Here is a 13,913-nt window from a genome sequence, read left to right as displayed (position 1 = left end):
CCGGCCTGAGATCGAGTCGCTCGCCGGGCCGGAGGACGCGGCGGCGAAGATCAGGCCCGGTCCGTTCCCGCAGGGGCGAAGTACCGTTCGGCCGCTTCCAAGCGCGGTACCGAGATCCCCAGCCGCCGCGCTTCGGCCAGGACGTCCCGGCAGACCTCGCGCGGTTCCTCGGCGTCGGGGTCGGAGTGCGCCGCGAAGTTCACGCGCACGGGCTCGAAATGGGCGGTCAGCCAGGCGAGCACGGGAGCCGTCAGCCAGGCGGGCGCCCGGAAGAGCAGCACGCCGCCCCGCTGCCGCCGCAGGTCGAGACCGCGTGCTTGAAGGAGCGGCAAAAGCTCGCGACCGGCCAGCAATCCCTCGCGCAGGTCGCGAGCCGCACCGGCCAGTTCGGACAGGGAGCCCCGCCGCAGCCCCTGCGAGAACAGGCCGGCGTCCGAGACGAAATGGACCCACAACCAGCCGCGGAAATCGGGGCGCTCCTTGACCCGGAGCCCGGCTTCGCGAAACGCCTGGCGCACAGCACGCTCGCGGTCGGTCGGCGGCTGGCCCAGAGTGCCGAAGACGACCGATGGCAGCAGCGCCCCGCGGAGCACGCCGTCCGCGCCGAAACCGCCACCCGCCTGGGGAAAGCCCCAGGCGATCCGGTCGGACGGAAGGTCGCCGATCGCGTCGAGCGGCTCGGCCCAGACGTTGCCGAAGACCAGCACCGTCGCCTGGCCGAGCCGCGGGGCCAGGAAGGCCGTCGCCTCCGGAAGGCGGTGGTGCGGCACGCTGAGCACGATCAGGTCGAAGTCGTGGTCCGGCTCCAGCGTTTCGCGGTAGCGCACCGGCCACTTCTCGACGACGCGCTGCCCCCGCACCCGGTGCCGCGTGTCGAACAGGTCGAGGTCCACCGCGTCCCCGTAGGCGGCCGCGCGGCCCGGCCGGACGTAGAACTCGACTTCATGCCCCGCCCGCTGCAGGACCCAGCCGTAGATCGTGGCGATGACGCCGCGGCCGAACATCAGGATCTTCACGCTGCACCTCGTGGGGTACGCTGAAACTGGAGACAATCTCCACTTTCAACATATGGAGATCATCTCCAGTTGTCAACGCGAGGGAGCGCATGACCGCCGACAAGCCGCTGCGGGCCGACGCCCGGCGCAACCGCGACGCCCTGATCGCCAAGGCCCGGGAGGTCTTCGACGCCGGCGACTTCTTCGACCTGCGCTTCGACGACTTCGCCGGCCTCGCCGGAGTGGGCACCGGCACGCTGTACCGCCACTTCCCCACCCGCGAAGCCCTGGCCGAGGCGGTCTACCACGGCGAAGTCGCCGCGCTGTGCGACCGCGCCCGCGAACTGCAGGCGACGCTGCCCGCAGCGGAGGCTCTGGCGGCGTTCCTGCGCGGCATGGTCGACCACATAGCCGCCCACCCGGGGTTGGCCCGGACGCTGGCCACCCTCCTGGCCGACCGGTCGAGCGCCCGAGCCGAAAGCAGCCAGGAACTGGAGCAGGCAGTCGCCGACCTGGTCGCCGCCGCCGTGCGCGAGGGCACCGTTCGCGACGACGTGGACGCCGGCGCCGTGATGATGACGCTGCACGGCATCGGCGCGGCCCACGACCGTCCCCAATGGCGGACCGAGGCCGACGACCTCATCACCCTTCTGCTGGACGGGCTGCGCCGACCGCGGTGATCCTGGACCAAGCCGGAAACATCAAGCCCGGTCAGGACGCCCGCAGCAGCGGAGCCCTCCCCAGCGCCGCCCGCAGCCGGTCCAGCACCTCTTCCGCCGGACCCTCCGCCGTGCATCCCGCCGCCATCCGATGGCCTCCCCCGCCGAACTCCGCGGCGGCGGCGGACACGTCGATGTCGCCGGCGGAACGCAGCGAGACCGTCCACACTGGACCGGGCCCGGCCTCCTTCAGCACCGCCGCGACCCCGGCCTCGCGGGTGGCGCGCACGACGTCGATCACCGACTCGACCTCTTCGAGCCGCACCGTCGCCGCCGCGGCCGCGCGCACGACCGTGTGCACGAAGCCGAATCCTTGCGCCCCTTCGGGTTCCAGGCGGGCCTCCGACAGCACCGTCGCCAGCATCGGCAGCCACGCGAACGGGTGGTCGTCCACGATGCGGCGGGCCACCTCGCCCGGGTCGGCTCCGGCTTCCAGCAGGCGCGCGGCGATCCGGTGCGTTTCGGGGCTGGCCCGGCGGAAGCCGCTCGTATCGGTGACGACCCCGGCGTACAGGCAGCGCGCGGCGGCCGCGTCCAGCTCGACGCCCATCGCCTCGATGATGCGCGTGACCAGGATCGCCGACGCTTCGGCGGTGTCGTCCACGACGTGGTGGGTGCCGTAGCGGGCGTTGGTCGCGTGGTGGTCGACCACCAGGACCGAACCGCCCGCCTCGCGGACCGCGGCGACCCTCGGGGCGAGCCTGCCCAGCCGGGCCAGGGTCGGGGTGTCCAGGGCGACCAGCAGTTCGTCCGTCGGAGGGAGGGCGTCGACCGGGGTGATCAGGCCGTCGACGTCCAACCAGGCCAGTGTTTCGGGGGCCTCGTCCGGCTCGCCGAAGGCGACCCGCACGCGCGCGCCGCGGCGGTGCAGCACGTGGCCGAGGGCCAGCGCGCTGCCGAGGGCGTCGGCGTCGGGACGAACGTGTCCGAGCAGCGTCACGTCGGTGGCCCCGGCGAGCAGTGCGGCGGCGGCCTCGATGTCCTGTACCAGGGAAGCTGTCACGAAGTGCCACGCTACGCTCTGCAGGATGCCTGAGTACGTGATCCTCGTTCTGCCTTCCGCCAACCGCGTGTACGCCGCCTCGTCGCCGGCGTTGCTGCGCGCCGAACTGGCGGCCTTCGGCGCTGGTCTTTCCGCCGAGGTGTCGGCGATCGAAGAGATCGAACTCGGCGGGGTCGGGTACGTGAAATTCGCCTGCGCGGCCCCGCTCGGCGAGCGCGATCTGGCGCTGCTGTCGAACCTGTCCTCGCTGTACGCCCTGTTCGAACTGGGCGACGGCGTGCTGGTGCCGGTCGCCGTGCACCCGCTGGCGAAGGCCGACTCCGACCTGCTGACCATCCAGAAGTACCCGGGCAAGACGAACGAGCAGTTCACGAAGCTGCTGCTCAACCTCACCCTGCTGGCGACCTCGCGGCCCGCGGACTGGCCGGACCGCGAACTGCACGTGCTCGACCCGCTGTGCGGCCGGGGAACGACGCTGAACCAGGCCGTGATGTACGGCTTCGACGCCACCGGGCTCGACGTCGACGCGCGCGATTTCGAAGCGTACGAACAGTTCGTGAAGACGTGGTTGCGCACGAAGCGCGTGAAGCACACGGCGGAATCCGGGCAGCTGCGCCGCAACAAGGTCCGCCTCGGCCGCCGGCTGGACATCGAGTACGCGTTCGACAAGGACGGCTACAAGGCCGGCCGCACCCGGCGGCTCAGCTATCTCAACGCGGACACCCTGACGACCGACGAGGTCCTCCGCCCGGCCTCGGTGGACCTCGTCGTGACGGACGCGCCGTACGGCGTGCAGCACGGCAGCCACCGCGACACCGGACTGGCCCGCAGCCCGCGCGACCTCCTCGCGGCGGCGATCCCGGTGTGGAACCGGGTGCTGCGCCCCGGCGGGGCGATGGGGATCTCGTGGAACACGCACGTGCTGCCGAGGGAAGAACTGGCGGCGATCCTGGAACGGGCGGGCTTGGAGGTGCGGTCGGGCGGGCCGTACGAGGAGCTGGCGCACCGGGTGGACCAGGCGATCGTGCGGGATCTCGTGGTCGCGGGAAAGCCGGGCTGAATACCGCTCGGTGCTGTTGTTACAGCGCGCAGACTAGCTTCACCAGAATGAGTGAAAGCGAGATAGCAAGGGCGAGTCACCACCGGGCTTTTAGCGCTCAGGGTTGACCGTTCATCGCATCACGTCCCCGGCGGCACAGTTCGTACGGCAGGGTCGACCGTGAAATGGACACGACACCAGAGCGAATCCCGCCCTTGGCGACCGAGGCGGTCGAATTGGCGACCTGCCTGCCCCGCCAGCTGGAGATTGCCCCATTGAGCGAGGCCGGTCAGCCCGACGACTCGTTGCCTTACCTGACTTCCTATTGCCGTCGTGCCCACGATCGCGCACTGGCGTCCATCGTCGAGGACGCCGCGCGCGGGACGAGCGGAATCGTCACCCTCGTTGGCGGGCCGGCAACCGGGAAGAAACGCGCACTATGGGAAGCCATGTACACGAAGGGCGGCGACGGGCCATTCCTGCTCTACGGCTGGAAAATCTGGCCCGGTCTCAGTCCGCGCAGCCCGGAGGAACTTCTCGCGAGCGCTAAGGGATTTCAGAAAAATACTGTCGTGTGGATTCCTTCCGCGGAACGCTACCTTTCCCCCGGCGACGACGGAATAGGAAATGAAGTCGCTGAATGCCTGCGGAATCTGCTGCACAAGGCAGCGAGTGCACCGATTCTGATTCTCGCGAGCCTGACCCCTGAGCACTGGCAGGACCTCACCGCTCCGTCGGCCGGGGGCGCCGATCGGTCGCACGTCCAACTCCTGTTGCGAGGCACCAGTCTCACGGTGCCCGGCACCTTCACCGAAACCGAGGTCAGCCGGGCACTCGCCTCCCTCGACCCGCGGGTATCCGAAGCGGCGGCGAACGCACCGAACGGCCAGGTGATCCAGACCGTCGTCGCCGGGCCGGCGCTGCGCACCTACTGCCAGCGGATCAGCTTGTTCGCTCGGGCGGTGCTGGAGTTCGTGATCGAGGCCCGGCACGCAGGCCACGGCCGATCGATGTCGCGGACGCTCCTCCGGCAGGGCGCGCAAGCCTTTCTCGACGCACCGGATGCCGACGAGTGGTTCGCCAAGGCGCTGAAAGAACTGACGACGCCGGTACGCGGCGGGGCAGCCGTCCTGGTCAACGAGGCGAAAACGGACACCTATCGGCTTGCCTCGGGTCTTGATCGGCTGTATGTGACCGAGGCGCCGAAGCCGGTCCTTCCTCGTGCGAGCCTGTGGCCGGTGCTGCTGGACACCGTTGCGGGACAAGGCAGTCTGGACATTGCCCGGGAATGCGCACGACGTCACCTGCTGGAGTTGAGCACCGGGTTTTACCTGAAGAGCGGCCTGCCTCGAGCGCGCCTCGAACTCGCCGCGATGCTGGCTAAGGCAGGGCGGATCGACGAGGCGGTCGCCCAGTACCGGATGCTCACACGAATCGGCGCCGACGTCGAGGAGGCGATCAACCAGGGGGCGAGCGCGCTTTTCGCGGCCGGGCGCGAGCAAGACGTCCTGGACTGGCTGGGTCCGCTCGCCGAAGCGGGAAACCGTTCGGCGGCATTGCACGTCGAGGCCGCCCATACCCGGTGCGGCCAGCCGGAGCTGGCGCTGGCGGTGCACCGGCGCCGTGCGGAAAACGGCGACCTGCGCTCGGCCGCTTACGTGGCGGCGAGCATGGTCTCGCCCGAAATCCTGGTCGACTCCCGGGGCCGGCTGGCCTCCGGCGCTCTGGAGGAGCAGCGGATCCGCCGCCGCAAAGAACTCGACCGGGCTGTGCGCTGGCTGACCGAGCTGGCCGGGCAGCTCGGGCGCGACCTGCTTCCCCTCATCACGGATCTGACCATGGATACCTTCGGGATCGACGAGGCGCTGCGGATGCTTTCCGCGGAAGCGACCGACTACGACCGGCACGACGCGTACCTGCTCGGCGCCAAAGCGCTCTCTGGCGCCGGGCGGGTCGAAGAAGCGCTGAGCTGGGTCAAGTCGGCCCGTCGGCACCGGGTCCCCGGCACCGCCTCCGTGGCGGCTCGGGTGAATCTGCGCGCCCGGCTGCTCGACGCCGCCCACGAGTGCGCGCTCGAGTCCGCGGCCGAGGGGGACGTGGCTCCGCTGGTCGAGGTCGGCGACGCCTTCGCTCAATCCGAGCTGATAGAGCGGGCCCTCAAGTGCTACGACGACGCGGCGAACCGGAAAGCGACCGTCGCGCTCGCTGCCGCTGCCCTCGCCACGGCCCGGCGCGGCATGCTCGACAAAACCTACAGCTACTACCGCCGCGCGCACCTGGCCGGCCACGCGCCGGATCCGGCCGAAATCGTCCGGCTGCTCTGTTCCGCTCACCAGGTCACCGAGGCGTTGCAGTGGTACGCGAAGACCGTTCCGCCGGATCCGGGCGCGCTCGCCCCGATCGCCCGGTACATCAAGGATTTCTCCGAGGCCGTGACCGTGGCGGAGGCCGTTCGCTCCGGAAAGAGCATTCCGCGATGGCAGGCGCTCGCCTGGGTGGCCGACGAGCTCGCCCGCACCGAACACGCCCGGACCGGCGGCCCCGACCGGACCACAGTCAGCGGAAACGGCCCGCACCTCGCGGCCTCCTCGCGGCTGGTGCTGGCGGGCCACCTGTACAAGAAAGCAGCCGAATCGGGGTCCGTGCACGTCGAGGAACGCGCCGTCCACATGCTGATGGACGCGCGCAACTTCACCGAGGCGGTGCAGCTCATCCGCTCCGGCCACGAGATCGTCCCGCGGCGGCTGCGGGCGCTGCTGGCGGAAGCCCTCGCCGGACGAGGCGCGCTGAAAGAGGCCGAACAGCTGCTCGAAGAACTGCTCGACGAAGACGACTTCAGCGCCGCCGCAGGGGTCGCCCGCGGGTTCAATCTGGACGGGGAGTACGTCAAAGCGCAGGACATCGCCGAGCGCGGGGCCCAGGGCGGGGACGTCGAATCCTATGTGCTGCTGGGCGATCTTCGCCGCGGCGCGGGCGATCAGACCAGGGTGCTCGATCTCTACTGTCTCGCGCTGGCCCACGGCCATCCCGGCGCGCGGACCCGGATCGAACGCGTCCTCGCCGGGGACGGCAATGTCTGGGAGCACGCACAGCTGCGGAAGTACGGCCTCGATCCGCGGGGGCACATCGCGGCGGACTGGGAGGTCCCGGCGCCCGGCGAGGACAGCGCATGAAGGCGCACCGTCCCGCGCTCGTTCACTGGTCACCCGGGAAAGGTCGGTGTTACCAATTGCCGACACAACCCCGGCCACCCGAACCGGTGATTCCGCTACGTCAGGCGCGGGCCGAGGAAGCGCAGGACTTCCGGCAGGATTCCCCGCCAGTACTCCGAGGTGTGCTCCCCCGGCGTGATCCGCGCGACCTCCGGGCCGGCCTCGGCGATCAGTTTCCGGTTGGCCGCCAGGAAGGGGTCGCCGTCGCCGCACCACACGCCGAGGCCCCGGGGCGGGAGTTCGTCCGCGTGCTGGAGCGGTTCGGCGGCCTTCCAGTCGTCCTGCGCCGGGAAGATGTGCCGCGACCGGGCTTCCGGCCAGGTGCGGAACAGGGCCGCGCTGCAGGTGGCCACTGCTCGCACGTCGCGGCGGCGGCGGGCGAGGCCGAGGGCTCCGAAACCGCCCATCGAGATGCCGAGCAGGCCGGTCATCGGGCGGAGGCCCGATTCGGACAGCCAGCCGGGGAGTTCGTCGGTGAGCATCCGGTGCGGGTCGTCGCCGCCGTCGGGCATCCAGTAGTGGCTGCCGTCGACCGCGGCGACCGCGAACGGCGGGGTTCCGGACCGGACCGCGGCGGTGAGGGCCGCGGGCAGGTCCAGGTCCAGGAACGTGCGGGCGTTCGAGCCGCGGCCGTGCAGGGCGGCGCAGACCGGCAGGCCGGTGCTGGGGACGCCGTCGGGGGTCATCAGCACGACGTCGACGTCCCGGCCGCGGGCCGCGGAGTGCCTGCGGTGGATCGTGATCGACGCCTTCAGGGGCGCCGGGCTGGAGGCCGGGGCAGCCGAGGGCGGCGCAACCACCGGGGCGGAGCGCCCGGTGCAGGCGGAGACGAGCGCCGCGGCACCGCCGAGCAGCAGGCCGCGTCGCGTGACACCGGGCTTTGACCGCATCGCTTCAGCCGCGCGTCTCCTCTTCTGCTTGCTCCTCGTCCTCTTCGGACCGAGGGGCCTTGTACGGGTCCGCTTCGCCCGCGGGCTGGGCTCCGGTCGCGCGGCGCGCCACCTCGGCGTCGGATTCGCGGGCCTTCGCGAGCAGTTCTTCGATGCGGCGGGCGTCGTCCGGGACGCTGTCCGCGACGAAGGTCAGCGTCGGGGTGTAGCGGACGCCGGTGCCCTGTCCCACCTTCGTGCGCAGGACGCCGCGCGCGGCCTCCAGCGCGGCGGCGGCGCTCGCGAAGTCCGGCTCCGCGTCGAGGCTTTCGCCGAGCACCGTGTAGTACACCGTGGCGTCGTGCAGGTCCGCAGTGACGCGGGCGTCGGTGATGGTCACCGAGCCCAGTCGCGGGTCCTTGACGTCGTGTTCGATCGCCGAGGCCACGATCTGCGAGATCCGCTTGGCGAGCTTGCGTGCCCGAGCGGGATCGGCCATGGCTGAGGTCTCCTTCTCCGGATTTCCGGGTGTTCTAGTCGTCCGGGCCGAGCAGCCGGCGGCGCGCGGAGAGCAGTTCGAACTCGGGCCGTCCGGCCGCGAACCGCTCGCACGCGTCGAGCACGTCCCGGATGTGCTCGCCGTCGGGGGCGACCGCGGCGACGCCGATGAGCGCGCGCCGGTGCAGGTCCAGATGTCCCGCCTCGGCGACCGAGACGGAAAAGCGTTTCCGCAGTTCGGCCACCACCGGCCGCACCACGGATCGTTTCTGCTTCAACGAATGCACGTCGTCGAGCAGCAGGTCGAGCTCCAAGGCTCCGACAAACAAGCTAGTCACCTCAAAACTCGACGGAACAGCCCGACTGGACCCCACGCGGGGGTCCAGGGGGCTTGCCCCCTGGCGGGGGCGCGGGGGTTCGACCCCGCACAACACGCTGAGGGCGGGAGGGGCGAGCGCAGCCTGCGAGCACGCCCCTCCCCCAACGGAGGCCTCAGCTGCGAGGCTTCTCCCGCTGTTCGTAGGTCTCGATCACGTCGTCGACCTTGATGTCGCTGTACGAGCCCAGCGTGAGACCGCACTCGTACCCTTCCCGGACCTCGACCACGTCGTCCTTGAAGCGGCGCAGCGAGTTGATCGGCAGGTTCTGCGCGATGACGTTGCCGTCGCGCAGGAGGCGGGCCTTGGCGTTGCGCCGGATCTCGCCGGACATGACCAGGCACCCCGCGATCGTGCCGATCTTGGAGGACTTGAAGACGTCCCGGACCTCGGCGCGGCCCAGTTCGACCTCTTCGTACTCCGGCTTGAGCATGCCCTTCAGAGCCTGCTCGATCTCCTCGATCGCCTGGTAGATGACCGTGTAGTAGCGCACGTCGACGCCCTCGCGGGTGGCCCGCTCGGTCGCCTTGCCCTGCGCCCGGACGTTGAACCCGAGGACGATCGCGTCGGACGCGGTCGCCAGGTCGATGTCCGATTCGGTCACGCCGCCGACGCCGCGGTGCACGACGTGCAGTTCGACGTCTTCGCCGACGTCCAGCTGCAGCAGCGCCGCTTCGAGCGCTTCGACGGTACCCGAGTTGTCGCCCTTGATGATCAGGTTGAGGCTGCTCGTCTCCTTCAAGGCGGAGTCGAGGTCCTCGAGGCTGACCCGCTTGCGGCGCGACGCGTTGAGCGCGTTGCGGGTGCGGGCGGAGCGGCGCTCGGCGATCTGCCGGGCGACGCGGTCCTCGTCGACCACCAGGAAGGTGTCGCCCGCTCCTGGCACCGAGGTGAACCCGATGACCTGGACCGGACGCGAGGGCAGCGCCTCGGTGACGTCCTCGTTGTGCTCGTCGACCATCCGGCGGACGCGGCCGTAGGCGTCGCCCGCCACGACCGAGTCGCCGACGCGCAGCGTGCCGCGCTGGACCAGGACGGTGGCCACCGGGCCGCGGCCGCGGTCGAGGTGCGCCTCGATCGCGACGCCCTGCGCTTCCATGTCCGGGTTGGCCCGCAGGTCCAGAGCCGCGTCCGCGGTCAGCAGGATCGCCTCGAGAAGCCCGTCGATGTTGATGTTCTCCCGTGCGGAGATCTCGACGAACATCGTGTCGCCGCCGTATTCCTCGGCGATGAGGTTGTACTCGGTGAGCTGCTGCCGGATCTTGTCCGGGTTCGCGCCCTCCTTGTCGATCTTGTTGATCGCGACCACGATCGGGGCCTTCGCGGCCTGCGCGTGGTTGATCGCCTCCACCGTCTGCGGCATGACGCCGTCGTCGGCCGCCACCACGATCACCGCGATGTCGGTCGAGTTCGCGCCTCGGGCACGCATGGCGGTGAACGCCTCGTGACCCGGGGTGTCGATGAAGGTGATCAGCCGCGGCACGCCTTCGAGCTCGGTCTCGATCTGGTAGGCGCCGATGTGCTGGGTGATCCCGCCGGCCTCGCTCTCGCGGACCTTCGTCTTGCGGATCGTGTCCAGCAGCCGCGTCTTGCCGTGGTCGACGTGCCCCATGATGGTGACGACCGGCGGCCGGACCTGCAGGTCCTCCTCGCCGCCCTCGTCCTCGCCGTAGGTGATGTCGAACGTCTCGAGCAGCTCGCGGTCCTCCTCCTCGGGGGAGACGACCTGGACGACGTAGTTCATCTCGCCGCCGAGCAGCTCGAGGATGTCGTCCGACACGGACTGCGTCGCGGTGACCATCTCGCCGAGGTGGAAGAGCACCTGCACCAGCGAAGCCGGGTTGGCGTCGATCTTCTCGGCGAAGTCGGTCAGCGAAGCGCCGCGCGGCAGCCGGATCGTCTCGCCCTGCCCCTTGGGCAGGCGGACGCCGCCGACGCTGGGCGCCTGCATGTTGTCCATGTACTCCTGGCGCTTCTGCCGCTTCGACTTGCGGCCCTTGCGCGAGGGCCCGCCGGGACGGCCGAACGCGCCGGCCGTGCCGCCGCGGCCGCCCGGGCCGCCGCGACCGCCGCCGCCGCGGAAACCGCCGCCGCCGGCCGGGGCGCCACCGCCGCCGCCCGGACGGAAGCCGCCACCGCCGCCACCGCCGCCTCCGGGACGGAAGCCGCCGCCACCGCCGCCGCCGCCGGGACCGCCGCGGAAGCCGCCGCCACCGCCGCCCGGACGGCCGCCGCCGCCACCGGGACGACCGCCGCCGCCGGGACCGCCTCGGCCGCCTGCCGGTCCGGCCGGACGGGCGCGGCCCGGCATCATGCCGGGGTTCGGGCGCGGGGGCATGTTGCCCGGGCTCGGCCGGTTGCCGCCGCCCTGGCCGCCGCCGGGACGCGGCGGACGGGTGTCGCCGCCCTGGCCGCCGCCCGGACGCGGGGGACGGGTGTCGCCGCCCTGGCCGGGGCCGGGGCGCGGGGCGGGCGGACGCGGGGCCGGGGACCCGGAGCCGACGCCGAACGGGTTGTTGCCGACCCGCGGCGGGCGCGGGCCGGGACGCGGGCCGCTGGGCTTGGGGCCCTGCGGCTTGGGCGGCACGACCGAACCGGCGGACGCGGCGTCCTGCTGCTTCGGGGCCGGCTTGGGCGCGGCGGGCTCGGCCTTGGCGGCCGGGACCTCCTGCGCCGGGGCCGGCTGGGCCGGTGCGGGCGGGCGCGGACCGGGGCGGGGACCGCCGGGCTTGGGGCCCGGGGAGGCCGCCGGCTTGGCGGCCTGCGGGCCCGGCTTCCCGGCCGGGGCCTGCTGCTGCGGCGCGGGCGCCGGAGCGGACGGGGCCTGCGGAGCGGCGCTCTGCGGCTGCGGAGCGGCCGGCTTCGGGGCCGGGCGCGGTCCCGGCGTGGGGCCGGGCTTCTTCCCGCCCTTGGCGGGGTACGCGTCGCGGAGCCGGCGGGCGACGGGCGCCTCGACGGTGGACGACGCGGACTTCACGAACTCGCCCTGCTCCTTCAGCTTGGCGAGAACTTCTTTGCTGGTGATGCCGAGCTCCTTAGCGAGCTCGTGTACGCGGGCCTTGCCTGGCACAGCTCTCCTCATCTAGGGGAGGCCAGGCGGAAGACCCGCTGACCTCGTCCTTACCGTCGCGCGTTCATGGCTTCAGCTTCACGGCTGACTCATGACGGGTCGACCTGCTTCCTTGTATCTCGCGACCCCGGGTTCGTCCCGGCGTCGTCGTCCGCGGCGAACGCCGCGTGGTCGTGCAGCCCCGCGGCCTCGAGCGCGCCCTGGACCCGGAGGGCCCGCGGGAACGCCCGCTTCCGCTCGGCTTTGGCCAGGCAGCCCGGCCCGGGGTGCAGCCACGCACCCCGTCCCGGCAGCCGCCGACGTTCGTCGACGACCAGCCGCCCGTCCGCCGCGACCACGCGCAGCAGTTCGCCGGTCAAGTCCCGTTTCCGGCAGCCGACGCACGTGCGCACCGGCGAATGCCGGTGACGCTGGAGGTCGGGGGTGTCCCCAGTAGCCCTGCGCGGGTCTTGAACCGTTGTCGAGTCTAGCGCCTGCACCTTCAGTCGGCCGAACCGGTCGCCGCGGCGGGCCGCGCCTGGCCGGCGTGGTCTTGCTCACCCTCGGCCGGACCGGCGGGCTCGGCGGGGGCCGCGTCGCTGCGGATGTCGATCCGCCAGCCGGTGAGGCGGGCGGCGAGGCGGGCGTTCTGGCCCTCCTTGCCGATCGCCAGCGACAGCTGGAAGTCCGGCACGACGACCCTCGCCGTCTTGGCGCGCTCGTCCACGACACGTACCGAAACAACCTTCGCGGGCGACAATGCATTCCCGACGAACTTGGCCGGGTCGTCGGACCAGTCGATGATGTCGATCTTCTCGCCGGACAGCTCGCTCATCACGTTGCGCACGCGCGCGCCCATCGGGCCGATGCAGGCGCCCTTGGCGTTGACGCCGGGGATGGTGGAGCGCACGGCGATCTTCGACCGGTGCCCCGGCTCGCGGGCGACCGCGGCGATCTCGACGGTGCCGTCGGCGATCTCCGGGACCTCCAGCGCGAACAGCTTGCGCACCAGGTTCGGGTGCGAGCGCGACAGCATGATCTGCGGGCCGCGGTTGCTGCGCGACACGCCGAACACGAACGCCTTGATCCGGGTGCCGTGCTCGTAGGACTCCCCCGCGACCTGTTCGGCCTGCGGCAGCACGCCCTCGGTGTCGCCGACCTGGATCACGACCATGCCGCGGGCGTTGGCGCGCGCGTCGCGCTGGACCACGCCGGCCACGATCTCGCCCTCCTTGGCGGAGAACTCGCCGTAGGTCTTCTCGTGCTCGGCGTCGCGCAGCCGCTGCAGGATGACCTGGCGCGCGGTGGTGGCCGCGATCCGGCCGAAGCCCTCGGGCGTGTCGTCCCATTCCTCGTCGACCTCGCCGTCGGCGGCGAGGGTGTGCGCGAGGACGCGGACGAGGCCGGTCTTGCGGTCGATGTCGATGCGGGCGTGCGGCTGGTGGCCCTCGGTGTGCTTGTACGCGGTGAGCAGCGCGGTCTCGATGGCCTCGATGACCGTGTCGAAGGGGATGTCCTTGTCCCGTTCGATCGCCCGCAGCGCGGCGATGTCCACGTTCACTTCGACTCCTCCTTCTTGTCCTTGTCGTCCTCGGCAGCGCTGTCTTCGGTCAGGGCTTTGAGTTCTTCGGCGGGCGGCTGCTTGAATTCGACTTCCACCACGGCCTTCGCGACGGACTCGTAGTGCACGTCCTTGATCCGGCCGTCCACGAGCACCCGCGCGCTCTTCTCGCCGGCGTGCCCGACGCGGCCGAGATAGGCGGGGCCTTCGACGGGCGTGATCTTGACGAGGCGGAACCGGGCGCGCCGCCAGTGCCGCTGCTGGGTGAGCGGCCGGTCGAGGCCCGGCGAGGTGACCTCGAGCGTGTAGGCGCTCGCCAGCACGTGCTCGTTCTCGTCGAGTGCGGCCGAGACGGTGCGGCTGACCTCGGCGACCTCGTCCAGCCCGACGCCGTCGTCGGAGTCGACGACCACCTTCACCAGCTGTCGCCTTCCGGCTTGCTGCACCTCGAGCGAGTCGAGGTCGAAACCCGCGGTCGTGACGGCTTCGGCCACGATCGGCTCCAGCCGGCTGGCGAGTTCGTTGGGCACGTGGGGCACTCCTGTTCGGCCTGTTGGTCGGTGAAGGCCAAGCTTATCCTGCGCCCCCGCG

The 13,913-nt window shown here is 71.5% G+C and carries 12 protein-coding genes; 3 read left to right on the top strand and 9 right to left on the bottom strand.

The genetic code is table 11. The annotated features are described in order from the left end of the window. Positions 1–50 precede the first annotated feature (50 nt). Positions 51–1,016, bottom strand: coding sequence for a ketopantoate reductase family protein (locus tag F9C12_RS39240; protein ID WP_409463817.1), 966 nt, complete (start codon positions 1,014–1,016; stop codon positions 51–53). 89 nt (positions 1,017–1,105) lie between these two features. On the opposite strand from F9C12_RS39240, the gene F9C12_RS39235 reads away from it, so the two are divergent. Then, positions 1,106–1,675, top strand: coding sequence for a TetR/AcrR family transcriptional regulator (locus F9C12_RS39235; protein ID WP_409463816.1), 570 nt, complete (start codon positions 1,106–1,108; stop codon positions 1,673–1,675). Positions 1,676–1,706: 31 nt separating this feature from the next. On the opposite strand, the gene F9C12_RS39230 is transcribed toward F9C12_RS39235, so the two are convergent. Then, entirely contained in the window at positions 1,707–2,717 is a 1,011-nt protein-coding gene (locus F9C12_RS39230; RefSeq protein ID WP_409463815.1) for a DHH family phosphoesterase, read from the bottom strand. Between the two features lie 25 nt (positions 2,718–2,742). On the opposite strand from F9C12_RS39230, the gene F9C12_RS39225 reads away from it, so the two are divergent. Together F9C12_RS39225 and F9C12_RS39220 are read left to right on the top strand one after the other, a co-directional pair. Continuing rightward, positions 2,743–3,777 (top strand): TRM11 family SAM-dependent methyltransferase, encoded by a 1,035-nt coding sequence (locus tag F9C12_RS39225; RefSeq protein WP_409463814.1) that lies wholly within the window; start codon positions 2,743–2,745, stop codon positions 3,775–3,777. A 164-nt stretch (positions 3,778–3,941) separates the two neighbouring features. Beyond that, a complete protein-coding gene (locus tag F9C12_RS39220; protein WP_409463813.1) occupies positions 3,942–6,929 on the top strand; it encodes a hypothetical protein in 2,988 nt (995 codons plus the stop codon). 95 nt (positions 6,930–7,024) lie between these two features. On the opposite strand, the gene F9C12_RS39215 is transcribed toward F9C12_RS39220, so the two are convergent. The 7 genes from F9C12_RS39215 to rimP all read right to left on the bottom strand — a co-directional run bounded on the left by F9C12_RS39215 (position 7,025) and on the right by rimP (position 13,852). Further along, positions 7,025–7,858 (bottom strand): alpha/beta hydrolase, encoded by an 834-nt coding sequence (locus F9C12_RS39215; RefSeq protein ID WP_409463812.1) that lies wholly within the window; start codon positions 7,856–7,858, stop codon positions 7,025–7,027. Positions 7,859–7,862: 4 nt separating this feature from the next. After that, positions 7,863–8,336, bottom strand: coding sequence for a 30S ribosome-binding factor RbfA (gene rbfA / locus F9C12_RS39210; protein ID WP_409179352.1), 474 nt, complete (start codon positions 8,334–8,336; stop codon positions 7,863–7,865). A gap of 34 nt (positions 8,337–8,370) precedes the next feature. Further along, positions 8,371–8,664: a DUF503 domain-containing protein gene (locus F9C12_RS39205; RefSeq protein WP_037812533.1), complete on the bottom strand. Its 294-nt coding sequence runs from the start codon at positions 8,662–8,664 to the stop codon at positions 8,371–8,373. A 163-nt stretch (positions 8,665–8,827) separates the two neighbouring features. Continuing rightward, positions 8,828–11,782 (bottom strand): translation initiation factor IF-2, encoded by a 2,955-nt coding sequence (gene infB, locus F9C12_RS39200; protein WP_409186953.1) that lies wholly within the window; start codon positions 11,780–11,782, stop codon positions 8,828–8,830. A gap of 89 nt (positions 11,783–11,871) precedes the next feature. Beyond that, positions 11,872–12,174 (bottom strand): YlxR family protein, encoded by a 303-nt coding sequence (locus tag F9C12_RS39195; RefSeq protein ID WP_409179351.1) that lies wholly within the window; start codon positions 12,172–12,174, stop codon positions 11,872–11,874. Between the two features lie 89 nt (positions 12,175–12,263). After that, positions 12,264–13,322, bottom strand: coding sequence for a transcription termination factor NusA (gene nusA / locus F9C12_RS39190; RefSeq protein ID WP_409179350.1), 1,059 nt, complete (start codon positions 13,320–13,322; stop codon positions 12,264–12,266). After that, positions 13,319–13,852, bottom strand: coding sequence for a ribosome maturation factor RimP (gene rimP / locus F9C12_RS39185; RefSeq protein ID WP_409179349.1), 534 nt, complete (start codon positions 13,850–13,852; stop codon positions 13,319–13,321). The genes nusA and rimP overlap by 4 nt, the downstream gene beginning before the upstream one ends. Positions 13,853–13,913: the final 61 nt, after the last annotated feature.

The sequence above is a fragment of the Amycolatopsis sp. GA6-003 genome, assembly GCF_046267895.1.
GTDB lineage: Bacteria > Actinomycetota > Actinomycetes > Mycobacteriales > Pseudonocardiaceae > Amycolatopsis.
Note: the sequence above shows the minus strand (reverse complement) of the source record. Positions and strands in the feature narration are given on the sequence as shown.

Excerpts from the sequence above, each read along its gene's own strand:
- F9C12_RS39225 (WP_409463814.1), top strand. The coding sequence starts at position 2,743 with ATGCCTGAGTACGTGATCCTCGTTCTGCCTTCCGCCAACCGCGTGTAC.
- rbfA (WP_409179352.1), bottom strand. The coding sequence starts at position 8,336 with ATGGCCGATCCCGCTCGGGCACGCAAGCTCGCCAAGCGGATCTCGCAG.
- F9C12_RS39215 (WP_409463812.1), bottom strand. The coding sequence starts at position 7,858 with ATGCGGTCAAAGCCCGGTGTCACGCGACGCGGCCTGCTGCTCGGCGGT.
- F9C12_RS39220 (WP_409463813.1), top strand. The coding sequence starts at position 3,942 with ATGGACACGACACCAGAGCGAATCCCGCCCTTGGCGACCGAGGCGGTC.
- F9C12_RS39235 (WP_409463816.1), top strand. The coding sequence starts at position 1,106 with ATGACCGCCGACAAGCCGCTGCGGGCCGACGCCCGGCGCAACCGCGAC.